At 68.0% G+C, this 24,875-nt stretch carries 23 protein-coding genes; 11 read left to right on the forward strand and 12 right to left on the reverse strand.

Features of this window, described 5'->3' with window-relative positions; genetic code table 11:
* The first annotated feature begins 80 nt into the window (after positions 1-80).
* A complete protein-coding gene (locus tag E0H75_RS39225; RefSeq protein WP_131518797.1) occupies positions 81-1,193 on the forward strand; it encodes a citrate synthase 2 in 1,113 nt (370 codons plus the stop codon).
* A gap of 11 nt (positions 1,194-1,204) precedes the next feature.
* On the opposite strand, the gene E0H75_RS39230 is transcribed toward E0H75_RS39225, so the two are convergent.
* Positions 1,205-1,972 (reverse strand): helix-turn-helix domain-containing protein, encoded by a 768-nt coding sequence (locus E0H75_RS39230; RefSeq protein ID WP_131518798.1) that lies wholly within the window; start codon positions 1,970-1,972, stop codon positions 1,205-1,207.
* A gap of 122 nt (positions 1,973-2,094) precedes the next feature.
* Here E0H75_RS39230 and E0H75_RS39235 point away from each other — a divergent pair, with 122 nt between their 5' ends.
* Both E0H75_RS39235 and serC read left to right on the forward strand, forming a co-directional pair.
* On the forward strand, positions 2,095-2,931 hold the full coding sequence (locus E0H75_RS39235) for a phytanoyl-CoA dioxygenase family protein (RefSeq protein WP_131518799.1): 837 nt from the start codon (positions 2,095-2,097) through the stop codon (positions 2,929-2,931).
* A gap of 114 nt (positions 2,932-3,045) precedes the next feature.
* Complete coding sequence (serC, locus tag E0H75_RS39240; protein ID WP_131518800.1) at positions 3,046-4,170, forward strand: phosphoserine transaminase; 1,125 nt, start codon at positions 3,046-3,048, stop codon at positions 4,168-4,170.
* A gap of 177 nt (positions 4,171-4,347) precedes the next feature.
* Here the strand turns inward: serC and E0H75_RS39245 are convergent, their stop codons facing one another.
* The 3 genes from E0H75_RS39245 to E0H75_RS39255 form a co-directional block, all read right to left on the reverse strand.
* Positions 4,348-5,532: a hypothetical protein gene (locus tag E0H75_RS39245; RefSeq protein ID WP_131518801.1), complete on the reverse strand. Its 1,185-nt coding sequence runs from the start codon at positions 5,530-5,532 to the stop codon at positions 4,348-4,350.
* A complete protein-coding gene (locus E0H75_RS39250) occupies positions 5,529-6,758 on the reverse strand; it encodes a class I SAM-dependent methyltransferase (protein ID WP_131518802.1) in 1,230 nt (409 codons plus the stop codon). The genes E0H75_RS39245 and E0H75_RS39250 overlap by 4 nt, the downstream gene beginning before the upstream one ends.
* A gap of 72 nt (positions 6,759-6,830) precedes the next feature.
* Positions 6,831-7,196: a hypothetical protein gene (locus tag E0H75_RS39255; protein ID WP_131518803.1), complete on the reverse strand. Its 366-nt coding sequence runs from the start codon at positions 7,194-7,196 to the stop codon at positions 6,831-6,833.
* Between the two features lie 187 nt (positions 7,197-7,383).
* On the opposite strand from E0H75_RS39255, the gene E0H75_RS39260 reads away from it, so the two are divergent.
* Complete coding sequence (locus tag E0H75_RS39260) at positions 7,384-8,004, forward strand: ArsR/SmtB family transcription factor (RefSeq protein WP_131518804.1); 621 nt, start codon at positions 7,384-7,386, stop codon at positions 8,002-8,004.
* Between the two features lie 5 nt (positions 8,005-8,009).
* On the forward strand, positions 8,010-9,308 hold the full coding sequence (locus E0H75_RS39265; RefSeq protein WP_238163538.1) for an MFS transporter: 1,299 nt from the start codon (positions 8,010-8,012) through the stop codon (positions 9,306-9,308).
* On the opposite strand, the gene E0H75_RS39270 is transcribed toward E0H75_RS39265, so the two are convergent.
* Positions 9,238-10,347: a hypothetical protein gene (locus E0H75_RS39270; RefSeq protein ID WP_238163539.1), complete on the reverse strand. Its 1,110-nt coding sequence runs from the start codon at positions 10,345-10,347 to the stop codon at positions 9,238-9,240. The two genes, E0H75_RS39265 and E0H75_RS39270, sit on opposite strands and share 71 nt — an antisense overlap.
* Positions 10,348-10,530: 183 nt before the next feature.
* On the reverse strand, positions 10,531-12,168 hold the full coding sequence (locus tag E0H75_RS44765; protein WP_131518806.1) for an acyltransferase: 1,638 nt from the start codon (positions 12,166-12,168) through the stop codon (positions 10,531-10,533).
* 86 nt (positions 12,169-12,254) lie between these two features.
* Between E0H75_RS44765 and E0H75_RS39280 the strand changes: the two genes are divergently transcribed.
* From E0H75_RS39280 to E0H75_RS39300, 5 genes are all read left to right on the forward strand, one after another.
* A complete protein-coding gene (locus E0H75_RS39280; RefSeq protein WP_131518807.1) occupies positions 12,255-13,340 on the forward strand; it encodes a LacI family DNA-binding transcriptional regulator in 1,086 nt (361 codons plus the stop codon).
* A 214-nt stretch (positions 13,341-13,554) separates the two neighbouring features.
* Entirely contained in the window at positions 13,555-14,874 is a 1,320-nt protein-coding gene (locus E0H75_RS39285; RefSeq protein WP_131518808.1) for an ABC transporter substrate-binding protein, read from the forward strand.
* A gap of 91 nt (positions 14,875-14,965) precedes the next feature.
* Positions 14,966-15,946: a carbohydrate ABC transporter permease gene (locus tag E0H75_RS39290; RefSeq protein ID WP_131518809.1), complete on the forward strand. Its 981-nt coding sequence runs from the start codon at positions 14,966-14,968 to the stop codon at positions 15,944-15,946.
* On the forward strand, positions 15,939-16,778 hold the full coding sequence (locus tag E0H75_RS39295; RefSeq protein WP_131360601.1) for a carbohydrate ABC transporter permease: 840 nt from the start codon (positions 15,939-15,941) through the stop codon (positions 16,776-16,778). Before E0H75_RS39290 ends, E0H75_RS39295 begins: the two co-directional genes overlap by 8 nt.
* Before the next feature lie 5 nt (positions 16,779-16,783).
* The gene (locus E0H75_RS39300) at positions 16,784-17,224 is read left to right on the forward strand and encodes a MaoC family dehydratase (RefSeq protein ID WP_131518810.1); all 441 of its coding nucleotides are present in this window, start codon (positions 16,784-16,786) and stop codon (positions 17,222-17,224) included.
* Between the two features lie 30 nt (positions 17,225-17,254).
* Here E0H75_RS39300 and E0H75_RS39305 read toward each other — a convergent pair whose 3' ends face one another.
* Genes E0H75_RS39305 through thpR form a run of 5 tightly spaced genes read right to left on the reverse strand, consistent with a single transcriptional unit; the run spans position 17,255 to position 21,974 of the window.
* Positions 17,255-18,073, reverse strand: coding sequence for a hypothetical protein (locus tag E0H75_RS39305; RefSeq protein WP_131518811.1), 819 nt, complete (start codon positions 18,071-18,073; stop codon positions 17,255-17,257).
* Between the two features lie 31 nt (positions 18,074-18,104).
* Positions 18,105-19,355: an iron uptake transporter deferrochelatase/peroxidase subunit gene (efeB, locus tag E0H75_RS39310; RefSeq protein WP_131518812.1), complete on the reverse strand. Its 1,251-nt coding sequence runs from the start codon at positions 19,353-19,355 to the stop codon at positions 18,105-18,107.
* Positions 19,352-20,494 (reverse strand): iron uptake system protein EfeO, encoded by a 1,143-nt coding sequence (efeO, locus tag E0H75_RS39315; RefSeq protein WP_131518813.1) that lies wholly within the window; start codon positions 20,492-20,494, stop codon positions 19,352-19,354. Before efeO ends, efeB begins: the two co-directional genes overlap by 4 nt.
* Positions 20,495-20,519: 25 nt before the next feature.
* Positions 20,520-21,365 carry an iron uptake transporter permease EfeU gene (efeU, locus tag E0H75_RS39320; RefSeq protein ID WP_131518814.1) on the reverse strand — a complete coding sequence of 282 codons (846 nt, stop codon included), beginning with the start codon at positions 21,363-21,365 and terminating at the stop codon, positions 20,520-20,522.
* A 45-nt stretch (positions 21,366-21,410) separates the two neighbouring features.
* Positions 21,411-21,974, reverse strand: a complete 564-nt coding sequence (gene thpR / locus E0H75_RS39325) for an RNA 2',3'-cyclic phosphodiesterase (RefSeq protein WP_131518815.1) — start codon at positions 21,972-21,974, stop codon at positions 21,411-21,413.
* Positions 21,975-22,007: 33 nt separating this feature from the next.
* On the opposite strand from thpR, the gene E0H75_RS39330 reads away from it, so the two are divergent.
* Positions 22,008-23,465: an LLM class flavin-dependent oxidoreductase gene (locus E0H75_RS39330; protein ID WP_238163540.1), complete on the forward strand. Its 1,458-nt coding sequence runs from the start codon at positions 22,008-22,010 to the stop codon at positions 23,463-23,465.
* On the opposite strand, the gene E0H75_RS39335 is transcribed toward E0H75_RS39330, so the two are convergent.
* Positions 23,448-24,851, reverse strand: coding sequence for a mycothione reductase (locus E0H75_RS39335; RefSeq protein WP_131518817.1), 1,404 nt, complete (start codon positions 24,849-24,851; stop codon positions 23,448-23,450). The two genes, E0H75_RS39330 and E0H75_RS39335, sit on opposite strands and share 18 nt — an antisense overlap.
* Between the last annotated feature and the right edge of the window lie 24 nt (positions 24,852-24,875).

The following is a 24,875-nucleotide window of genomic DNA, read 5'->3' on the forward strand; positions in this document are numbered from 1 at the left end:
ATATGCTGCCTGGGCGCCCAACGGTGCGCGCGGCTCTCCTGGTGGGCTTCGTGCGTCGATCACGAGGACGAGGGAGTCGCATGTCAGATCCGAGGACCGAGGTGCAGCACGGGCTGGAGGGCGTGGTCGCCTTCGACACCCAGATCGCGGAGCCGGACAAGGAAGGTTCGGCGCTGCGCTACCGGGGCGTGGACATCGAGGACCTGGTCGGCCGGGTGCCGTTCGAGAACGTCTGGGGTCTGCTGGTCGACGGTGCGTTCACTCCGGGTCTGCCGCCGGCCGAACCGTTCCCGCTGCCGGTCCACACCGGTGACGTCCGGGTCGACGTGCAGTCCGCGCTGGCCATGCTCGCGCCCGCCTGGGGTCTGCGGCCGCTGTACGACATCGACGACGTCCAAGCGCGCGAGGATCTGTCCCGGGCGGCGGTGATGGCGCTGTCGTACGTCGCCCAGGCGGCTCGTGGCATCGGGCAACCGATGGTGCCGCAACGCGACGTGGACAAGGCGACGACGATTACCGAGCGGTTCATGATCCGGTGGCGCGGCGAGCCCGATCCCAAGCACGTGAAGGCGGTCGACGCGTACTGGACGTCGGCGGCCGAGCACGGCATGAACGCCTCCACGTTCACCGCGCGCGTGATCGCGTCGACCGGCGCGGATGTCGCCGCCGCACTGTCCGGTGCGGTCGGTGCGATGTCCGGACCGCTGCACGGCGGTGCGCCGGCGCGGGTGCTGACGATGATCGAGGGCGTGGAGCGCGGCGGCGATGCGCGTGCTTATGTGAAGGGTCTGCTGGACGCGGGCGAGCGCCTGATGGGCTTCGGACACCGCGTTTATCGCGCGGAGGATCCGCGGGCACGGGTGCTTCGTCGTACGGCGCGGGAGCTGGCTGCACCGCGGTACGAGGTGGCTGAGGCGTTGGAGCAGGCTGCGCTGGCCGAGCTGCGGGAGCGGCGGCCGGATCGGGTGCTGGAGACCAACGTGGAGTTCTGGGCGGCGATCGTGCTGGACTTCGCCGAAGTACCGCCGCCGATGTTCACGTCGATGTTCACCTGTGCGCGGACGGCCGGGTGGAGCGCGCATGTGCTGGAGCAGAAGCGGACCGGGCGGCTGATCCGGCCGTCGGCGATCTACTCGGGTCCCGCGACCCGCCCCGCAACCTCGATCGAGGGCTGGAAGCCGGGCTGGGCCTGACGCGCCTGCTGCTAGCGGTCCTGGCTGGGTGAGCGGCCGGTGCGCTGCTTGTACTGGCGGCTGAAGTACGGGACGTCGGTGTAGCCGAGGGCAGCTGCGGTCTGGGTGACCGTCAGGCCGGTCTCGGTGAGCAACTCGTGGGCGCGGTCGATCCGGCACTGGATGAGGTACTGCGCCGGTGACATGCCGAGCTGTGCGACGAACCGGCGGGTGAACTGCGCTCTGGAGAGCGCAGCGCGATGTGCCATCTCGGCGACAGTCCAGTCATGTCCTGGGTCCTGGCGGAGCTGGCGTGCCACCTCATCGACCGCGGTGTCGGTCGCACTCCGGCCGGGGTTGTGCACGGCGTCCCAGACGAGCCCGAGCACCTGTTCCAGGCACAGCTCCGCCTGCCGTCTGCCCAACGGATCCTGCCGCCGGTACGACGCATCACTGGTCCGAGCGAGTACGCCGAGCAGCTCTCGGTCCATCACCTCGCCCCACCGCGGGTCCGGCACCACTCCGCTCCGGTCGACCTTGAAGTGCATCCCGAACACCAGCAACCGCCGCCGCGGATCGTGCGTGGCTCTTGGCGCATCACCTGGTGCGAAGACCGCGCACACACCGGGATGCAGCTCTCGCCGTTCCCCGGCCAGCTCCATCGATCCTCGTCCGTCCAGCACGCACCACAGCAGGTGGTCCGGCAGCGGACGCGACACCCACGACCAGCTGGGCTCGCAGCGCCAGAACGTCGGCGGCGACAACAGGTCGAGCCTCAACGGCGCCGGGTAATGCGACAAAAGTTCAACTCCTCGCGCGAATCATCCGTGGCCGGCCGCACTGGACTTCAGGAGAATAGTGCTGTCTGGAAGACGGTAGACGACTCCGGGCGCCGATGACGGATCTCTTGTGGGAGCTGTGCATGAGCGTTTCGTACAAGGAAGAGTTCGAGCAGGCGGGCTACACGCTGGTGCGTGGGCTGTTCGAGGTCGACGAGGTCGAGCGGCTGCGGGACCACTACATGGAGTTGCGGCACCGGGGGTCGTACCAGGGCGACTTCGCCGGTCACACCTCGGCCGACCGCGATCCGCTCCGCCGGTACCCACGGATGGCGCAGATGCACCGCTGGGACGACACGTCGCTGCGCTGGATGATCGATGCACGGCTCGACAAGGTGATGACCGAGATCCTCGGCAGGTCGCCGTACGCGGTCCAGACGATGATCTACTTCAAGCCGCCGGGGTCCCGCGGGCAGGCGCTGCACCAGGACAACTTCTATCTGAAGGCCGAGCCCGGCACCTGCGTAGCGGCGTGGATGGCGCTCGATCACGTGGATGAGGCGAACGGTTGTCTCGAGGTCGTTCCCGGCAGCCACCGCTGGCCGATCCTGTGCACCGAGAAGGCGGACACTACGGTCAGCTTCACCGACGTGACCGTTCCGCTGCCGGAGCAGGGCGCCGCCGTACCGATCCAGATGACACCAGGCGACGTGCTGTTCTTCCACGGCGCCCTGGTCCACGGCAGCAACCCGAACGTCACCACCGATCGCTTCCGGCGCGCGCTGATCGGGCACTACATCGAGGGCGAGGCCGAGAAGGTCGCCTCCTACTACCACCCGGCGCTGCGGATGGACGACGGCTCGGAGTTGACGCTCGAGGTCGCCGAGGGCGGCGGTGAGTGTGGCGAGTGGACCGACACCCCGGACGGGCCTGTCGCCGTACTGACGGGGACCCAAACCATCACCCGCAAGCACGAGTAGCCGCGCGTCAGGTTGGTTGAGACCCGGGGTGGGGCGGTTGGTGGGATGTGGGAGGATGGGGCCTGCTGACAGCGTCGTCGGCTCAGGAAAGGCAGACGACGAAGGGAAACGCTGGTGACCAGCGACATTCAGATTCCTGCAGAGCTCAAGCCCGCCGACGGCCGCTTCGGGGCCGGACCGTCGAAGGTGCGCCCGGAAGCCGTTGCCGCGCTGGCAACCGAGGGCGCCAAGCTGCTCGGTACGTCCCACCGGCAGGCACCGGTCAAGAACCTGGTGGCTCGGGTGCAGCAGGGCGTGGCGGATCTGTTCCAGCTGCCCGACGGGTACCAGGTGGTGCTCGGGAACGGCGGATCGACGGCGTTCTGGGACATCGCGACGTTCGGGCTGATCCGGGAGAAGAGCCAGCACCTGAGCTTCGGTGAGTTCTCCTCGAAGTTCGCGAAGGCCACGCAGCTCGCGCCGCACCTGGGCGACCCGACGGTTGTGAAGTCCGACCCAGGGACGCGTCCGGTCGCGGTCGCCGAGGCCGGCGTGGATCTGTACGCCTGGCCGCACAACGAGACCTCCACCGGTGTGATGGCGCCGGTCCAGCGCGTCGCCGGCGCCGATGAGGGTGCGCTGGTCGCGATCGACGCCACCTCGGGTGCAGGTGGTCTGCCGGTCGACATCAACGAGGTCGACGTGTACTACTTCGCGCCGCAGAAGTGCTTCGCGTCCGACGGCGGGCTGTGGATCGCGGTCATGAGCCCGGCGGCACTGGCGCGGGTCGAGGAGATCACCGCGTCCGGGCGGTGGATCCCGGCGTTCCTGGATCTGGCGACCGCGATCGACAACTCGAGCAAGAACCAGACGTACAACACGCCGTCTTTGGCCACGCTGTTCCTGATGGCGGAGCAGACCGACTGGATCAACAACCAGGGCGGGCTGGAGTGGAGCGTCGGGCGGACGACCGACTCGAGCAACCGGCTGTACACCTGGGCCGAGAAGTCCGACTACGCCACGCCGTACGTCGAGGACCCGGACGCCCGCTCGCTGGTCATCGGCACCGTCGACCTGGATGACTCGATCGACGCCGCCGCGGTCGCGAAGACGCTGCGCGCGAACGGGATCGTCGACACCGAGCCCTACCGCAAACTCGGCCGCAACCAACTCCGCGTCGCGATGTTCCCCGCAGTCGACCCCGAAGACGTAGAAAAACTAACCCAAGCCATCGACTACGTAGTCGACCACCTCAAGTAACCCCCACACCCAACAGCCGCCGATCCTCTCGCGAGGTCGGCGGCTGCTCGTTTCCTGAGGGTCCGCTACTGCTGCCGCCGCTGGGCGGTGCGGGTAGTTGGCGTTGAGCGCGCGCTGGTTGTCCCGTGGAGGATGCGGGGGCCGAGGGCGGCGGGGCCCTCGCCTACATCCTCACTGTTAGGTGCGGCGGTGGGGGGTGGGTGGGGATTGGCCGGTTAGGCGGGCGTTTTCGGCTTGGCGGTCTCGGCGTTCCCGGCGGCCTGGGGGGAAGGTGAGGATGGTGATGAGGAGGGCGAAGGCGGCGGCGCCGATCAGGATCCAGCGGAGGCTGTGGCTCTTCTTGGACTCGGTTCCGGCGTCGTCGGTCGTGCCAGGCTTCGGAGTCGCGGTCGCGGGCGGTGGCGAGGCGGCCTTCTTCACCGGGACCGGGACCTGGTAGACGGGCGAGTCCTTGGCGTCGTACCCGACCAGGAGCGTGCTGTCGGTCTTGCCGAGAGCGACCGACTCGCCCTGACCCAGCGGCGTCGCGCCCTTCGCGACGACCGTCGGCGTCTCACCCCAGGCAACGGTCTGTACGTCGGTGTACGTCCGCAGCACCGCCTGCTGGCCGTCAGACAGGAACACGCCGTCGGTGAAGACTCCCGGCGGCGCAGGCGCGAACTTCGTGAGCTCGTTGGTCCCCTCGCGCGACGGAGCCGGCGGAGCCGCGTAGATCGCGGCACCCTTGGTGGCCTTCGTCACGATGTACAGCTGGTTCGTACCGGGCTCGACCAGCAGCGTCTCGGCGTCGTGGGCACCATCGGGATAAGTGAAGTCGTACCGGTGGTAGGTCATCTTCTCCACGTCGCCGCGCTGCTTGGGCTCGGGCATCGTGTAGATCGAGACCATGTCCCGGTCGGCCTTGTTGTCGCCGATGTCGGCGACGTAGATGAAGCCGTCCTTGTCGACCGCGATCGCCTCGACGTCGCTCACCTCCGCGTTGAAGTTGAGCACCATCTCGACCTTGCCGGACAGGTCGATGCCGAACACCCGGGCGCGATCGCCGGAGTCGTTGATCGTCCAGTAGATGTCGTCGAAGTTGTGCGACTTCGCCAGCCCGGACGACTCCTCGACCCGCGGGTCCCCGATCGTGAACAGCTTCTTCGGCGCCCCCGGCGTCGGATCCGCGATCGGCACCCCGGCCGAGCCCGCCGCGCGCGACGCCGCCGCGGCCGACGTGGCCCCGGTCGCGATGGCTCCGGCCGAGGTCGCCCCGGCCGATGCGGTGGTCGCCGAGGGTGCCGCTGCCGACGGGGCAAGCGGGAGCACTCCGAGGGTGAAGAACGTGGCGGCGGCCAGGGCAAGGGGACGGAGGAGGGTCACGAGCGAACCTCGCGGTCGCCGGGCAGCACGAGTTGGGCGAGCCGGGGTGTGACATGCCACTCGTCGATCAACGTCCGGTACTCGGACTCCAGCTCCGGCGTCGGCTTCGCACCGGTCCGGGCGGCACGGAGCAGCAGGTTACGCGGAGTGTGCTGACTGTCCACGAACTGCACGACCTCCACCCGGTATCCGACCTGTCGCAGGACCGCCGCCCGAAGGGAATCCGTCAGGACGTCGGCGAACCGCTCACGAACGATGCCATATCTGGTCATCAGCGCATAAGGCGCCGGTGGTGAGACGCTCTTGAGCTGCTTTTGGATGTCGTGATGGCAACACGGAGCCGCAAGCACCAGTGGAGCCTCCCACCAGACCGCCCGCGCCAGCGCGTCGTCGGTCGCTGTATCGCACGCATGCAACGCCAGCACCACGTCCGGCCGTACGTCGAGCTCCGCATCCTCGATGGTCGCGTCGACGAACCGCAGATGGTCCTGCCAGCCGAGCGCCTCCACCCGCCGCGTGTTTCGCGTCCGCGCCTGCGGATTGCGGTCGATCCCGGTCATCCGTACGTCGTGCCCGGCCTCGGTGAGCAGGTGGTACGCCGCGAGCGTGAGGTACGCGTTGCCGCAGCCGAGGTCGACCACCTGCAGCGGCCGCCCGGTCGCAATCCGCCCAGCCGCGACCGCCTCGTCCAGCGCCGGTGCCAGCAACTTGCAGAACTCGTCGATCTGCTTGTACTTCGACTGCCGCGACGGCTTCACCCGGCCGAGGTGGTCGCTGATTCCGAGCTCGATCAGGAACGGCGCATCCGGATCGAGCGCCCGCTGCTTCACCCGGTCGTGGCCGGTCTCCTGCTCCCGGCCGTCCTCCTGCCGGTGCAGCAACTCCTTGCCCTTCTTGGTGTAGCGCAGCCGGAGCGTCTCGGTCGTGGTCTCGAGGTGCCACGACCCGTACGGCACGTCCAGCAACTCGTCCACCGCCTTCGCGGCGTCCGGTCCGGCGGCCAGGTTGCGAGTGTGCGCCTGGCGCTCGTCGTACTCGGTGATCTGCAGGTGGCGGTGACCCTTCAGGTCGACATACCGGAGCTCGACGCGCTGGTACTGCGGCTGGTCGTGGCCACGCCGCCGCCCGGATCCGAGCGCACGGACCAGGGACGCCTGGTCCACCAACGCCGTGCGAATCGCCTCCCGTGCGCCGGGCTGCTGATCCGGGTCCACCTCTGCCTGCATCGCGCCATTGTCGCCGACCGCTCCAGCCGATCCCAAAAGGGTCTCGTCGACAGTCGGTCGCGGTGGGTGAACTCATTGCAGTTTCTGGTCGTCGGCGAGCAGCCCTAGCGAGCGCAGCCGGGTCGCGATCCCGCCCACCTGACGGCCGAGCGCCTCGACCAGTTCGTCCTTGCCGGCGCCGCCCTTGAACAGGTCGGACAGCGTCTGCTCCTCGTCCGGCGTCCAGGGGCGGAACGCGTTCGGGTGCTTCTTGCGGGCGGCCTGGATCTTGCGGGTCATCGAGCGCATGTCCAGCAACTCCAGGGACCGGATCCGCGCCTGGCGGTGCCGGCCGACCTCCTCGCCCTCGCGCCAGAAGACCACCGCCCCATCGTCGAACGTCATCAGGTCGGCCGGGACGTCGCAGTAGTCGGCGTCGTCGAGCATCACTCGCAGCATGGTGGTTCTCTCCGTTTCGTGGTGCGGACCGGCCGGACGAGCCGCCACTCCGGTCCCGTGTCACCGGAGAAGATGCCGCGATCCAGCCCCTCCCCGACGACCACTTCGCAGCCTGTGGACAACCAATCGCAGAACTTCTTTGCAAAATCTCTTTGCAGAGAGCCTTTGCAGTCCTACGATCGACATCATGAGCGACGAAAGGGACGACCTGAAACCGGCGCCTCCGGGCAAGACGGTCCACCTGGACCGGCACCTGGTGCGGGCGCTCGCGCACCCGATGCGGAACCGGATGCTCGGGCTGCTCCGGATGTACGGACCACAGACCGCGACCTCGCTGGCCGGCCGCCTCGGGGTGAACACCGGCGCCACCAGCTACCACCTGCGCCAGCTGGCCGATGCCGGGCTGGTGGTCGAGGACGACAGTCGCGGCAACGCGCGAGACCGCTGGTGGAAGGCGGCACACCAGAGCACCCAGTTCGATCCGGCCGAGCTGCTGGATGAGGAGCCGGAGCTGGCGATGGGCTTCCTGCACGGCATCGGGCAGACGTACGCCGAGAGCATGTTCGGCTTCATCGATTCGATGCAGACGCTGACGCCCGAGTGGAGGGACGCCAGCCTCCTGTCGGACTACATGTTCCACCTGCGTCCGGAGGAACTGAAAGCACTGCAGGTCGAGTTGCTGGCGGTGCTGGACAAGTACAGGACAGCCGATCTGACCGCACCGCTGCCGGAAGGCGCGGAGCAGGTGTCGGTGCAGATCCAGGCGTATCCACGCGAGACCGCTGAACGACCAGACGAAGTGAGGTGAGGGGTGTGGGCACTGTGAGGCAGGCGGATCGAGCGCCGCTGGTGGCGTTCCTGGTGGCGAACGTCGTGTCGATCTGCGGGACCCGGGTCAGCGCGATCGCGATCCCGTGGTTCGTCCTGATGACGACCGGATCGCCGGTCAAGACCGGTGTGGTCGCTCTGGCGGAGATGGGCCCGCTCGTCCTCAGCAAGGCGTTCGGTGGCCCGTGGATCGACCGGGTCGGGCCGAGGAGGATCAGCGTCCTGGCAGATGCCGCGAGCGCTGGAGTTGTGGCGCTCATCCCTGTCCTGCACATGCTGCACGCGCTGTCGTTCCCGATGCTGCTGGTGCTCGTCGCGGTTGCGGGAGCGCTCCGTGGACCGGGCGACGCGGCCAAGGGGACGTTGATTCCGGACATCGCCCAGGCGGCCAAGGTGCCGCTGGAGCGCGTGACCGGACTGGAGAGTACGACGGAGCGGCTGGCCGGGTTCATCGCGTTCGCGATCGCCGGCGCACTGATCACGCTCGTCGGCGAGGTGAACGCCCTGTGGATCGACGCCGCGTCGTTCGGAGTCTGCGCCGTACTGATCTACCGCTGGATCCCGCGACGGCACCAGGCCGCCGAGAACGCAGCGGATGACGAGTCGGAGGGCAGCTACGGGCAGCGACTGCTGGAGGGCTGGCGATTCCTGCGCAAGGACAAGCTGATGATGCCGCTGGTGCTGATGATCGCGGTCACCAACCTGCTCGATGCCGCGATCGCCGCCGTACTGCTGCCGGTGTGGATCAGGGACCACGGCTTCGGGCCTGGGCACACCAGTCTGATCCTCCTGTCGTTCGGAATCACCGCCACGGTGTTCGCACTGGTCGCGTCGGCCGTCGGCGACCGGATCCCGCGCAAGCTGGTCTTCACGCTCGCGTTCCTGATCTGCGGTGCGCCCCGGTTCGTCGTGATGGCGTTCGACGCGCCGGTGTGGATGGTGATGGTGATCTACGCCGTCGGAGGTATCGGTGCCGGCTTCATCAACCCGGTGCTCGGCGCCCTGTTCATCGAGCGGATCCCGCGGCAGATGCTCGGGCGGGTCAACTCGCTGGCCGACGCGGTCTGCTGGACCGGCGTACCGCTGGGTGGCGTCGTGGCCGGCGCTGCGATCGCCGGCATCGGCCTGGCGCCGGCACTGCTCGCAGCAGGAGTGGTGTACCTGGTCGCGACGATGTCACCGGTGCTGATCGGCCGGAACGAGCGGTGGAACACTACACAGGATCCGACGGGTCCTCTGGAAACGGAGGCCGGCCTGAGTCCGGTGGCAGTCCCCACGTCTTAGCCTTCGCCGCCTCGGTCTCCTGGCGCCGCATCCGGTCGCGCTCGGCGCCCAGGAGCCCGAGCAGCACCAGATCGAGCAGCATCCCACCGACCGCCGCGAACTGGGTCCCGGCGAACTGGAACACCTGGGTGACCAGCAACGACACCAGCACCGCCAGCTCGAACAGCCGGATGGCCCGGGGCCGGTTGCCCTTCCGCAGCTGCAGCCAGCCGCGCAGCGTGAAGGTTGCCGACAGCAAGCTCCCGGCGGCCACTCCGAGCACCGGGAAGTCGGTCACCAGCCCGTCGTCGAAGCGGATCCCGGCCGCGATGATCGGCGCCCCGATCGCCTGCACCACCAATACGCCGACCGCCACGCGAGGTGCGTAGCGATGCGTGGCCAACCGGTCGAAGCCACGCTGGACGGCCTGCCACGCGGCGTCCACCGGCGCGGCCAGCTCGACCTCGTCGGCCGGACACGCGGCCAGCAGCTCCCGGGTCTCCTGGCGACCCGCGACGTCGAGGCCCACCTGGCGAAGCTGCTGCGACGCCTGCGCGAGCCGACGGCGGGACAGACCGCCCGCCACACCCTCTACGGCGTGGTCGACCACGTTGGCCAGCTGCTCGCGTGGATCGATCGGCCGCCGGGTGGCGATGAACCGGGTCCCCAGCACGATCAGCACGAAGATCACGTACACGATCGCGGCGGTCGGTTGGTAGAAGTAGTCGTTGTCGGACGTCACGAACTTCCCGACCTCGTCGATGAACAGCCCGAACCCGACCCCGCCGACCAGTGCGGCCGCGGGCCGGACGACCGGACCGACGTACCCGAGCAGCAGGACGATGGCGACCAGCATCAGCAGTCCGCCCGGGAGCACGTGGGCGATGTGCAGGCCCTTGCCGCCGATCTGCGGGTAACCGCTCAGACCGAGGATCAGACGGGTGATCAGCACCGTCGCCACCCCGGACACCACGAAGGTGGTCAGATGCTCCCCCGATCGCACGTTGCGGACCAGGCCCGCCCGCAGCAGGTACGACGATCTGGCGGTCGAGGTCATCATGCGCCAGAACGTTAGTCGCCCAGGCTTCAGCGGACGAGTGCCGCCACGATCACGATGACGACCAGGGCGGCCAGTACGAGCGAGGTCACCAGTCGGCGCGTGCGGGGGTCCACCCCGTCAGGGTAGGCGGCACTTGCCGAGGACCGTGCCGAGGGGTCGGCCCCGGCACGGCACAGCCCCGGTCTAGGGCCAGGTGACCAGCGGCTCAGGACGGTGGACGCCTCGTGGGCGGTAGCCGAGGGCGTCGGAGAGGCCGAGGTAGTCGGACAGCAGCCAGATGATGGCGAGCCACATCTCGGTACCCTGCAGACCGGGGATCGCGCGGTCGTCGGTGCCGTCGGGCGCGAAGGCGAATCCTTCACCGTCGACCCAGCGACCCAGGATCCGGCTGAGCTGATCCTCGGCCCAGCGCTTGCCCTCGTCCAGCCCGGCGCTCGTCTGCTTGCGCGCCAGCCACAACGGGTGGATCACGTCCAGCACGTTGCAGGAGTTGTAGTTGTCGCCACTGAACATCCGACGATCGTTGCTGTGGGCAAGCACCGTCCTGACGGTCTGCTCCGGGTACGGCAGCGGGAGGCCGAACTGCGCATAAGTACCGCGGGTCAAGCGGTAGAACCCGTTGACGACCTGCAACCAGCCGTCGTCCGGATGCGGCTGACCCCAGGCACCGCTCGACGGATCGGCCCGGACCGTCAGCCAGCCAAGCAACGTCATCAAGGGCCCGGTTTCCTTGTGGTCACGGAGATTCCGGGCCAGAGCGGTGCCCAAGGCATCGATCGCGGAACCCGCCGACCAGGCGTGCCGCGCCCACGGCAGGCGGTCGAGTTCGTCCGGCTCGAAGTCGGTCCGGATCGGGTGCTCGAAGCTGCTGTCCAGGACCTGCAACGCGTACCCGACGCACAGGATGTGGTAGCTCGCCGGCCCTTCCAGCACAGCGAGTTTGGCGTCGGACGGGACCTCCTGACCGACGTCGGCGAGGTCCCCGGGCGCGACCAGACCGGTCTTCGGGTCCTGCCGCGCGCGGAGGCGGCGTACCAGGTCGTCGCGGGTGTGACCTGCGGGCGTACGACGGAGCAGTACGTCGGCGAGCTCGATCGCGTCGCACCACGGGCGAACCGCGGGCTCGTGATCGAGCCCCGGGCGGTCGACGAAACGCTCGCCGTCCCAGCAACGGGCCAGTACGTCGTCCACCTGGTCGCGCGCCTTGGCGGCAAAGGCGGTCAGGCGCGCGCCAAGGTCAGACGTGGAAGCCACCGACACGCCGGGCTCGCGCGACCGCAGCACCCGGGCCGGGTTGCCGGCCACGACCGTGCTGGCCGGAACGTCCTTCGTGACCACAGCGCCGGCGCCGATGATCGAATGCGGCCCGACCGTCACCCCGTCCAGGATCGTCACGTTCGAGCCGATCCAGACATCGTCACCGACCGTGATGCCGAGCGCCGTGTGCGGCTGCCGGAAGATCGGCTGACCCGGCGCGGTGCCGTGGTTGAACGCGAGCAGCGAGGTGTGCGCCCCGATCCGTACACCGTCCCCGATCGTGATCCGGCCGCGCACCGCCGAGAACGGATTGATGGTCGAGTCCGATCCCAGCGCGATGTGGCCGGTGACGTAGGCGTGCGCCGCGATGTACGACCGCTCCCCCATCTCGAGCTCGTCGCAGTACACCGCGGCCGACTCCGCGACGTACGCCGTCTCGGCGAGCGTGACCGATCCGCCCAGCCGCGCCTGTCGCTCGGCCTGCCGCTCACGCTCCTCGTCGGTGGCGATCCGGTGGTACTCCCAGGGCAGGAAATCGAGTCGCAGCGGCTCAGCAGATGTCATGGGATAACGCTATCCAAGACTTGCGATCCGCGCCTGGCCAAAACCGGCGCTGCTACTCTCCCGTCTGTGCGGGGTAGGGAACAACCATGACGACACCCGGATCTTTGGCCGGCGGCGAGACCGCTGACGACGGTCCGGCGAGCAGTGGTGGGCGCCGGAGTCACCGAGTCACGATCAGCGATCTCGCGCGCCGTCTGCAGATCTCGAAGGCCTCGGTCTCGTACGCGCTGAACGGCCGGGCCGGCGTCAGCGAGGAGACCCGGCAGCGGGTCCTGGCCCTGGCCGACGAGCTCGGCTTCCACCCCAACTCGGCCGCCGTCGCGCTGTCGGCCAGCCGGACCCGGACGATCGGCATCGTGATCGCCCGCGACCCGGCGCTGATCTCGACCGAAGCGTTCTACATGCGCACCCTGGTCGGCATCGAGCAGTACCTGAACGAGGTCGACTCGTCGCTGCTGCTCCGGCTGACCGGCGAGTACGGTGAGGACCTCGACGTACTGCGGCGATGGTCGCGGCAGGGGCGCGTCGACGGGTTCATCCTGTTCGACGAGCACGACGACGACCCGCGGATCCCGCTGCTGCAGGACCTCGGGGTGCCGTGCGTGGTGGTCAGCTCGAACGCGCCGAACGACCACGCCGGCCGGTTGATCAGCTCGCCGGAGGAGACCGTCACCCTGCTGCTCGACCACCTGGCCGGGCTCGGGCACCGCGACATCGCGCACATCAGCGGGCCGTTCACGTTCGTGCACGAGCAACTGCGGGTGCGGATGCTGAACGAACATGCCGAGCGGCGCGGGATCCGGGTACGGCACATCGAGGGCAGCTACCGGTACGACGACGGCGCGGAGCAGACCCGGCTGCTGCTGACCGGGCCGAACCCGCCGACCGCGATCGTGCTCGGCAACGACCTGATGGCGGTCGCCTCGCTCCGGGTGGCGATGGACCTCGGTACGGCGGTTCCCGGCGAGGTCTCGATCCTGGCCTGGGACGACTCGCCCCTGTGCGAACTGGCCCGGCCCGGCATCACCGCGATCGACCAGAAGACGATGGAACGCGGCCGCGCCGCCGCCGATCTGCTGTTCCGGGTCGCGGCGGGCGAAACCGACCTGCATGAGGAAGCGCCGGCCGGGGAACTGCGGGTCCGGGAGTCGACTGGGCCGGCCGGCTCTTGACGGGGTCTTTGAAGACTCTGTGAATTCGGGCGGATCCGGTGTGTGTCGGATTGCGCTTGCCCCACCGGAGGTGAAGGTTGGTCGGGTCACGAGGTAGTAACGAACACGCCTCTACTGAACCGGTTAGGGTTTCGAAACTTAACCGGTTAGGCCACTATGGGGCCGATCCGCCTTCACAGGTCCGTGGAGGCTCGACGGGACGAGGGAGTCCGACGTGAGACTGCGTTCGCTTGTAGCCGCGGCAGCGGTGACCGCCCTGGGAATCAGCCTGGCCGCCTGCGGTGGCAGCGACTCGGGTGATTCCTCCGACGGGGGTTCGGGTGGAGACCAGACGCTGACCTACTGGGCCAGCAACCAGGGCACCAGCCTGGACAACGACAAGGAGGTGCTGACCCCGGTCCTGCAGAAGTTCACCCAGGACACCGGCATCAAGGTCAACCTTGAGGTGATCGGCTGGAACGACCTCCAGACCCGGATCCAGACCGCCATCACCTCCGGCCAGGCGCCGGACGTGGTCAACATCGGCAACACCTGGGCCGCCTCGCTGCAGGCGACCGACGCGTTCCTGCCGTTCGACGGCGACGCGATGAGCGCGATCGGCGGGAAGGACAAGTTCGTGCCGACGGCCCTGGCGACCGGCGGCAAGGAGGGCACCGACCCGACCTCGGTCCCGCTCTACGGTCTGGCCTACGGCCTGTATTACAACAAGGCGATGTTCGCCGCGGCCGGCCTGCAGCCGCCGAAGACCTGGGAAGAGATGGTCACCGACGCGCAGAAGCTGACCAACCCCGCGAAGAAGCAGTGGGGCATGGCGCTGGCGGCCGGCAGCTACACCGAGAACGTGCACTTCGCCTTCATCAACGCCGCGCAGAACAAGGCCGACTGGTTCAACAGCGACGGCAAGCCGACCTTCACCGGTGACGGCAACGTGCAGGGCGTCCTGCGCTACCTCGACCTGATGCAGAAGGACAAGGTCGCGAACCCGTCCAACGCGCAGTACGACAACGGCACCAAGTCGGTGAACGACTTCGCCACCAAGAAGGTCGCGATGGTCATCAACCAGAACAACGCCGACTCCTCGATCGTTGCCAACGGCATGAAGGCCGGCGAGTACGGCGTCGTGCCGTTCCCGGCCCCGGCCGGTGGCGAGCAGGTGGCCAGCCACGTGGCCGGCATCAACCTGTCGGTCTTCAAGAACACCAAGCACAAGGACGCGGCGCTGAAGTTCGTCAAGTACATGACGGACGCGACCACCCAGACCACGCTGGGCAAGCCGTTCTCCTCGCTGCCGGTACTGAAGGACGCCAAGCCGGTGTTCACCACCGACGCGACCGAGGCCGCGACCTTCGCCGACGTCTACAACACCAAGTCCAAGCCGCTGCCGCTGGTGCCGGCCGAGGACCAGTTCGAGAGCACCGTCGGCAAGGCGATGAACACCATGTTCGCCAAGATCGCCACCGGCGGGACGGTGACCGCCGACGATGTGAAGGCGGCCCTGAAGACCGCCGAGGATCAGGTGGCCGCGAGTAGCTGACGCCACGCCCAGTGGCCCGGACGACGCCGTCCGGGCCACTGCCCGCGTCAGCCCACCACCGATCCCGACAAGACAGGAGGCGACCAAGACGATGTCCGTCGCCACATCCGAAGCACGGCCGGCAGCCGAGGCGAAACCCGCGAAGAAGAAGCGCGGCCCGGAGCACCGGCCCGGTCTGAACCGGTGGCTGCCCTACCTTCTGCTGGCACCGGCGGTGCTGGCGGAACTGCTCATCCACATCGTCCCGATGTTCGTCGGCATCTGGATGAGCTTCGTCAAACTGACCAAGTTCTACATCGCGAACTGGTCCGCCGCGCCCAGCGCGGGGCTGAACAACTACAAGGTCGCCCTGGACTTCAACAACGCGGTCGGCGAGGGCCTGCTGAAGTCGTTCGGCGTCACCGTCGCCTTCTCGCTGATCACGGTCGGGCTCTCGTGGGTGTTCGGGATGGCCGCGGCGGTCGCGCTGCAGCCGCAGTTTCGCGGCCGCAGCCTCGTCCGCACGCTGTTCCTGGTCCCCTACGCGTTGCCGGCGTACGCCGGGATCCTGACCTGGAACTTCATGCTGCAGCGGGACACCGGCGTGGTGAACCACGTGCTGGTGGACAACCTGCACCTGACCTCCGACCGGCCGTTCTGGCTGATCGGCGGCAACGCACTCGTGTCGCTGATCACGGTCGCGACCTGGAAGCTGTGGACGTTCGCGTTCCTCACCCTGATGGCCGGCCTGCAGAGCATCCCGCGCGATGTCTACGAGGCCGCCGCGGTGGACGGTGCCGGCAACCTGCGGCAGTGGCGCAACATCACGCTGCCTTCGCTGCGGCCGGTCAACCTGGTGCTCGTGCTGGTGCTGTTCCTGTGGACGTTCAGCGACTTCAACACGCCGTACGTGCTGTTCGGTACGGCGCAGCCGCCGGCCGGTGACCTGATCACCTTCCACATCTACAACGCGTCGTTCCTGACCTGGAACTTCGGCACTGGTGCGGCGATGTCCGTGCTGCTGCTGATCTTCCTGATGATCGTCACCGGCGCCTATCTGCTCATCACCGGAAGGAGGTCGCGCCGTGGGTGAGACCAGAGGCTTCAAGGTCTACCGGGGCGTCGTACTGGTCGTCCTCGGGCTGTTCGTGCTGATCCCGCTGTACGTGATGGTCACCTCGTCGCTGAAACCGCTGAAGGACGTGCAGGGCGCGTTCACCTGGTGGCCGTCGAACCTGACCATCGCACCGTTCGTGGACATGTGGAAGACGGTCCCGCTGGCCCGGTACTTCGTGAACAGCACGGTCGTGTCCGTGGCCGCGACGGTGCTTTCGGTGGCGCTGGCGATCCTGGCCGCGTTCGCGGTGTCGCGGTTCAAGTTCCGCGGCCGGACCGTGTTCACGACCACGGTGCTGTCGACGCAGATGTTCCCCGGTGTGCTGTTCCTGCTGCCGCTGTTCCTGATCTTCGTGAACATCAACAACTCGTTCGGGCTGCAACTGGTCGGCACCCGGCTCGGGCTGATCATCACCTACCTGACGTTCAGCCTGCCGTTCTCGATCTGGATGCTGGCCGGGTACTTCGACAGCATCCCGAGGGAACTGGACGAGGCGGCGCTGGTGGACGGCTGCGGTCCGATGGGCGCCCTCTGGCGCGTCGTACTTCCGGCCGCGCGACCCGGTGTGATCGCGGTCGCGATCTACTCGTTCATGACCGCGTGGGGTGAGGTCCTGTTCGCGTCGGTGATGACAACAGAGGCGAACCGCACCCTGTCCGTCGGCCTGCGGCAGTACTCCACCCAGACGAACATCTACTGGAACCAGATCATGGCTGCCGCCCTCGTGGTCAGCGTCCCCGTGGTGATCGGCTTCCTGCTCGCCCAGCGACACTTCGTCGCCGGTGTCACCGCGGGTGCGGTCAAATAGACCGCATGTACTTCGAGGATTACGTGCCGGGTGCTCGCGTCGAGCACCCGGCCACCGTCACCGTCGAGCAGTCCGAGGTCATCGATTTCGCCCGGCAGTTCGATCCGCAGTACTTCCATGTCGATCCGACCGCGGCTGCCGACGGCCCGTTCAAGGGCCTGATCGCGAGCGGCTGGCACACCGCCGGCCTGATGATGCGGCTGTACGCCGATCAGTACCTGTCCAAGGTGGCCAGCCTGGGCGGTCCCGGTGTGGACGAGCTGCGTTGGCTCGCACCGGTCCGCCCCGGCGACGTACTGCGACTGCGCACCGAAGTACTCGAGGCGCGGGTGTCGCGGTCCAAGCCCGATCGCGGCCTGGTCCGCACCCGGACCGAGCTGCTCAACCAGGACGACGAAGTCGTGTTCTCCTGCATCGTCCTGAACTTCCTCGCCGTCCGCCCCTGACCCAGCGCCGTCGGGTCAGGGTCGTCTGGGCTACTCGCGGCCGAAGATGGAGACGTCGGCGGACCAACTGGTGGCGGACTTGTTCCCGATGCTGATACTCAGCTCGGTCGGCTTCGAGCAGCTGACCTCGTAGCCGGAGATCGTGGTCGGCGCAGGACAGGTCGTCAGGTTCTGCTGGACCCACGCGTTGACCTGCGTCCGGACCTGCTGATCGGGGAACATCGCGGCGAGGACGAACGGGAGGTCCGCCCGCAGCTTGGCGAGGCTCTGCGCCCGGCCCTGCGGGAAGGTGCCGTTTCCGGTGCTGTACGTCGCGAACGAGAAGTTGCCGACCACGGTGTTGTCGCGCAGCGACCCGTGCAGCGACAGCTCGTACTCCGACCGGCCGGTGACCTTGCTCTTGGCGCACTTGTAGCGGTTGGAGCCGTCAGGCGAGCACTTGTACCCCTTGGCCTTGGCCTGCGCCATGACCCCCGTCATCTTCACGCCTGGGAAGCAGCCCAAACAGTCCTCGGCTTGGCCGCTGGGCGACGGTTCGCTCGACGTCGACGTACTGCTGCTCGGCGTCCAGACGCTCGGCGACGCCGGACCCGACCCGCCGGCCGAGTCGTCAGAACCGCCGGCCAGGCGAACGACGACGAGACCCAGACCGACGACGAGGACCACAGCGCCCGCCACGGCCAACGCGATCAGACCACCACGCCCGCGCCGCGGCGGCGGCCCTGGGTACTGCGGCCCGGGATACGCCTGCCCCTGGTACGGCGGCTGCGCAGGATAAGGCTGCTGCCCTTGATAGGGCGGCTGCCCTTGGTACGGCGGCTGCCCGCCGGGATTCTGCCGGTCGTCCATCGACCTCAATGTACGAGGCCAACGGTTCAGCTCAGGTGAAGAGCTTCTCGCCCCAGTAGGTGCCGGGGGTGACGCCGGCCGGGCAGGCGAAGATTCCGGAGCCGACGTGGTGGATGTACTCGTTCATCGTGTCGGAGCGGGCCAACTGGTTCTGGATCGGGATGAACTGTTTGCGCGGATCCCGCTGGTAGGCAAGGAAGAACAGTCCCGCGTCCAGCCGGCCGAGCCCGTCCGAGCCGTCCACGAAGTTGTAACCGCGGCGGAGCAACTCAGCACCCTTGTTGAACTGCGGATGCGCCAGCCGGACGTGTGAATCCATCGGAACCTTCGGTTCGCCGTCGGAGGTCTTGGCGGCGAAGTCGATCGCGTCGAACTCGTCCGCCTTGCCCAGCGGCGCGCCGGTGCCCTTGCCCCGGCCGATGATGGTCTCCTGCTCGCCCAGCGACGTACGGTCCCAGATCTCGATGTTCATCCGGATCCGCCGCGACACCAGGTAGGAGCCGCCGACCATCCAGTCCGGGCCGTCCTCCGGCTGCACCCACAGCTGCTGCTCGAGCTTGTCGGTGTCCTCCAGCTTGAGGTTGTTCGTCCCGTCCTTGAAGCCGAAAAGGTTGCGCGGAGTCGCCTGCGCCTTCGACGTGGACGACGTCCGGCCGAAGCCGAGCTGGGAGTAGCGGACCGCGACCCGGCCGAAGCCGATCCGGGCCAGGTTGCGGATCGCATGCACCGCGACCTGCGGATCGTCGGAGCAAGCCTGTACGGCGATGTCGCCGCCGGACCGGTTCGGGTCGAGGTCGTCACCGATGAAGTGCGGCAGATCGACCAGCGCCTTGGGACGCTTGGCTGCCAGTCCGAACCGCTGGTCGAACAGCGAAGGACCGAATCCGATGGTCAGCGTCAGCCGGGCCGGCGGCAGGCCGATCGCCTCACCGGTGTCCTCCGGCGGTGCCTCGTCCGGTCCGTTCACCGCGCCGTACTGGCCGATGTCGCGACCGGCCGTCATCAGCGCGGCCGCGGCCGTCCACTCCGTCAGCAGAGCGATCAGGTCGTCCCGCTTGGTCGTGGTCACGTCGAACGCGGCGAAGTGCAGCCGGTCCTGGACCGGCGTGACGATCCCGGCTTGGTGCGGTCCGTGGAACTCGACCGGACCGGTGTTGTCCGCGGCCTGCGACTCCTCGCCGGTCAGCACCGAGTGCGCGGCGTATCCAGCGACTCCGGTGGCCACGGCGGCACCCGCCGCGCCGAACAGGCCGCGGCGGGAGATGCCTTTACCTTCGGTCATTTCTTCGCGATCACTCCTGCAACCTTGCTGACCGGTTCGGCCAGCCCGTCGACGACCCGGCTGAGCTCCTTCTTCTCCGCCTCACTGACCTGGTACGGCTTGAAGCCGTCGCCTTCGCGGTACTTGTCGACCGCGGCGAAGACCGCCTTGAAGTTGGTGTCGAGCGAGGTGACCAGCGCCGCGTCCCGGGCCTGCAGGGCCGGGCGGAGCGCCTGGACCGCGGCCTGCGAACCCTCCACGTTGGCCTGGAAGTCGTACAGGTCGGTGTGCGAGTAGCGGTCTTCCTCACCGGTGATCTTGCCGGTGGCAACCTCGTCCAGCAGCTCCTTGGCGCCGTTGGCCAGCTGCAGCGGGTTGAGCTTCACGACCTTGGCCTTCGCCACCACCGTCTTGACGTCGGTCAGCAGCTGGTCGGCGTACTTCTCCATACCCTTGGTGGTGTTGGAGACCCAGAGCGCCTGCTCGATCCGGTGGTACCCGGTCCACTCAGTGCCCGGCTCGACGTCGTTCACCCGGGCGTCGATCTTCGGGTCCAGGTCGCCGAACGACTCCGCGACCGGCTCGATCCGCTCCCAGTACGTCCGCGACACCGGGAACAGCGCCTTGGCCTTGGCCACGTCGCCGGCCTTCACCGCGGTGACGAACTCGGTGGTCTTCTGCTCCAGCGCGACCGCCTGCGAGTTCACGTACCGCTGGTAGCTGTCGGTGGCCTGCTTGAGCAGCGTGTCCTCGTCCACCTGGGCCGCGGCGCCGCCGGCGACGGTGAGGTCGCCGCGGATGCCGTCGCCGACCATGCCGGGCTTGCAGACGGCCTGGTACTTGCCGGTCGGCAGCTCGACGATCAGGTCGCGCTTCAACCCGGGGCCGATGTTCTCGACCTCACCCATCACCCGGTCGCCCTCGGCGTACACGTAGAACTCGGTCACCTTGCTGCCGCCGTTGGAGACCGAGAACGTGCTGGTGCCGGACTTCACGTCGCGGCGGCTGAGGTCGCACGCGGAGTCGGTCGCCTTGACCGACACCGGACCGGTGCCGTCGTCGGCGGAGGCGGCCGGCGTGTCATCCGCACAGCCGGTCAGCGTGGCGAGCCCCAGTACTGCGCCGAGAGCGATGACCCCGCGGGTCGTGGACGTGAACATGGTTCTCCTGGACGGTGAGGTGGGATCAGGCCGCTTCGGCGGTCTTGGCCGGTACGGCCGGCGGCGTGCTGGTCCTGACCGGGCGGAAGTACAGCACCAGCACGGGGACGAGGTACGCCAGCCACGCGAGCGCCTCGAGGACGGTCGGCGCGGGGTTGAAGTTGAAGATGCCCTTCAGCAGTACGCCGTACCAGCTGTCCGGCGGGATCACGTGCGAGATGTCGAAGGCGAGGTGCTGCAGCCCGGGCAGGATGCCCGCCTCCTGCAGGTCGTGGAAGCCGTAGGCGAAGATGCCGGCCGCGACCAGGATCAGGATCGCGCCGGTCCACTTGAAGAACACGGCCAGGTTGATCTTCACCGCGCCGCGGTAGATCGCGACCCCGAGCAGGACCGAGGTGGCCAGGCCGAGCAGGACGCCGACGAACGGTACGGCGGTGGTCGCGGTGGCGGCCGAGGCGTACACGATGAAGGCCGTCTCGATGCTCTCCCGGAACACCGCCAGGAAGGCCAGGATGACGACGGCCCGGGCGCCGACCTCGAGGGCCTGGCCCATCCGCTCGCGCAGTTCCTTCGCGATGCTGCGCGACGCCTTGCGCATCCAGAAGATCATCCAGGTGACGAAGCCGACCGCGAGGATCGACATCACCCCGCCGACGGTCTCCTGGGTGGTGAACGACTTCGCGGTCAGCGCGGTGACGAACTGCAGCAGCCCCCAGGCGGCGGCCGCGACGGCCAGCGCCGCGCCCACTCCGATCCAGACCAGTTTGAGTCGATCCCGATGTCCCGACTTGACCAGGAAGGTGGCGAGGATGCTGACGACCAGCGATGCCTCGAGGCCTTCACGGAGTCCGATCAGATAGTTCGCGAGCATGGCGGGACTCTTTCACATCATTAGGTACGGCTAACCTTCCTGAGGTTAACCTAAGAAGTCCCATTCGCCTACTGTGGTGTACGCCGCACTGTGGCCAGGCCCCTCGCCGAGCCGGGACTGGATCAGGCGCAGCGATCCGGCGGTCCAGAGCGGTCCTTCGTAGGTGTCGAAGATCCGCACCCACCGGGTCACGTCGACCGGCCGCCGCAGCCGGGCCAGGGTCAGATGCGGTGTGAACTTGCGTCCCTCGACCGTGACGCCGGCCCGGTTCGCCGCCGCCCGGGTCGTCATCGACAGGTGCTGCAGCGAGTCCGTGTCGTCGCGGATCCCGGCGTACAGGACCCTTGCGTCGGGCACGCCCGGGAAGGCGCCTGCTCCGGTGACACGCAGTTCGAAGGGCTTCTGCCGCTTCGCGGCCGCCTCCAGCCGCTCCCCCAGTTCATCGGTCTTCCAGTCCGGCACGTCGCCCAGGAACGCCAGCGTGATGTGCCAGTGCTCGTCCGCGGCCCACCGGATGTCGTCATCCGGATGCTGCCGCCTGGGTTCGACGAACTCGCTCAGATCCTCCACTACCTGCACAGATGGCACCACGGCCACGAACAATCGCATCCGAAAACTCTATCCGTGGTGGAAACTGCTTTTGTGGACGAACGGAAGCTGCCGTCGCCGTGTGTGGTGATTCTGGTGGGGCCGGGGGCGGCGGGGAAGTCGACGTGGGCGGCGGAGCGGTTCTCTGATGGGCTGATCGTGTCGAGTGACCGGCTGCGGGCGCTGGTCGGGGCCGGGGAGGACGACCTGGCTGCGAGTGCGGATGCGTTCGCGCTGCTGGAAGAGGTGGTCCGGCAACGGATCGGCCGGCAGTTGACAACCGTGATCGACACGTTGGGCCTGGACAAGGATCGGCGGCTGCGGTGGCTCGAGTTGGCCCGTGCGGCCGGCATCCCTTGTGTCGCGGTCGGTTTCGACACCCCGGCCGCGGAGTGCCGGCGACGGAACCGCGAACGGCTGAAGCGCATCCCCGCCGATGTGCTCACGAGTCAATTGCGCTCGTGGACGGCCGTGAAGAAGGAGCTGCCGCTCGAGGGGTACGACGACGTACTGCAGCCGACCGCGCTGCGCGTCGTACCCGAGGCGTTCGTGGATGCGGGCGCCGCGGCAACCAGACAGACGCAGGCTCCGGCTGGGTTGCGATTCGGACTGCAGTTGAGCAGCTACACGCACAAGGCCGGTCGGGCCGGGACGGCCGAGTGGGTCCGGGATGTTGCCGGCCGGGCTGAGGCGGCCGGGTTCGACGCGATCTACGTGATGGACCACTTCCGGCAGATCCCGCAGGTGGGGCGCGCCTGGGACGACTTCCTGGAGAGCTGGACGACGCTCGGCTATCTGGCTGCCTGTACGACGCGGATGCGGTTGGGGACGCTGGTCTCAGGGATCACCTATCGGAACGTCGCGCATCTGGGGAAGATCGCGGCGACGCTCGACGTACTGAGTGGCGGACGGGCCGTGTGTGGCGTCGGGCTCGCGTGGTTCGAGGCCGAGCACAAGGCGTACGGGTGGACGTTCCCACCGGTGGCGGAGCGGTACGCGCTGCTCGAGGACACCTTGCAGTTGCTGCCGGTTTTGTGGGGACCAGGCAACAAACCGTTCCATGGCAAGGTGCTCGACGTACCGGACACCACTTGCTATCCGCGCCCACTGCAGGAGCATCTACCGCTGCTCGTCGGCGGCAGCGGACGCCGGACACTGCGGTTGGCAGCGCGCTACGCCGACGCGGTCAACGTGTTCGGCGACGCCACCGCAGTCCGTCGGCACGCCGGCTACCTTCGCGAACTGACGGACCGTCCGATCGAGGTCACGCACCTGTCCACAACCCTTGTGGGTAAGGATTCCCGGGCTGTGGACGACCTGGTGGAAAGGCTCCGGCCGCGCAACCAGAACCCGGCTCGGTACGCCGCCTCGGTCAACGCCGGCACGGTCGACGATCAGATCGGGCGCTTCCGCGAACTCTCCGAGGCCGGCGCCGCCGAGGTGATGATCAGCCCGCCCGACCTCGACACGCTGGACACGGTCGGCGAGGTGATCTCAGCTTTTCGGGTCTAGCTCGAGGTGCAGCAGCGCGTTCTCGATCAGCTCGGACATCGCCGGGTGGATCCAGTACTGGTTGCGCGCCATCGCGTAGGCGTCCAGGCCGAAACTCATCGCCTGGATGACGGGCTGGATCACCGAGGACGCCTGCGGGCCGATGATGTGGCAGCCGATGATCTGGCCGGTCTTCGGGTCGGCCAGGATCTTGGCGAACCCGCTGGTGTCCTCCATCGCCCAGCCGTACGCGATGTCGGCGTAGTTCTCGCGACCGACGACGTACTCGATCCCGCGCTCGCGGGCCTCCTCCTCGGTCAGGCCGACGGACGCGATCTGCGGGGAGCTGAAGACGGCGTGCGGGACGAAGCGGTGGTCCGCCTTGATCCGGTCGGTGGGGTGGAGCAGGTTGTGCTTCACCACGCGGGCCTCATGGTTCGCGACGTGCTTGAGCTGGTGCGGGGTGGTCACATCGCCGAGCGCGTAGATGCCGTCGACGGTGGTCTGCTGGTACTCGTCGACAACCACCCGTCCGTCGTGGTCGACCTCGACGCCGGTGGCATCCAGGTTCAGTACGTCCGAGTTCGGCGTACGCCCGACGGCGATCAGGAGCTCATCCACCTCGATCTTGTCGGCGCCGTCCGGGTACAGCGTCCGGATCAGGATCGACCCGTCGTCGTTGCGCGCCACCCCGATCGTCTCGTGGTCGATGCGTACGTCGTACTTGCCGCGGGCGAGCTCGGTGAAGCGCTGGGCGATGTCGCCGTCCTCATGGCGCAGCAGCAGCTCCGACCGGGCGATCAGCGTGACGTCGACGCCGTACGACGAGAAGATGTGGGCGAACTCGGCGGCGACGAAACCGCTGCCGATGATGCCGAGCCGGCGCGGCAGCTTCTCCAGTCGCATGATCGTGTTCGACGTGTGATACCCGGCATCCTCGAGGCCGGGGATGAACGGGATGATCGGCCGGCTGCCGCCCGCGAGCACGTACCGGTCGGCCGTGATCACGCTGGTCTGGCCGTCCTTGCCGTCGACCGTCAGCTCCTTGGTGCCGGTGAACCGGCCGGTGCCGTCGTACACGGTGACGTTCGCGTTGTCCGCGTGGTGGTGCCGGTACTCCGAGCCGGACGCGGCGATCGGGTCGATCCGGTCGAAGATCCGGTCCCGGACCTCCGGCCAGCGCACCCCGATCAGTTCCTCGTCGACGCCGTACCGGGAACTGATCGACGGGGTGGCGGCCAGGTCGGCGGTGTGTACGAACATCTTGGTGGGGATGCAGCCCACGTTCAGGCAGGTGCCGCCGAACGTGCCACGCTCGACGATCGCCACCTTCCAGTCCGCGAACCGCCGGTTCACGATCGTGTTGCCGGAGCCGGTCCCGATAATCACCAGGTCGTAATGGGTCACACCCTATTGTGCGCCTGTGACCCC

It is taken from the genome of Kribbella capetownensis (assembly GCF_004331485.1).
GTDB classification, from domain to species: domain Bacteria; phylum Actinomycetota; class Actinomycetes; order Propionibacteriales; family Kribbellaceae; genus Kribbella; species Kribbella capetownensis.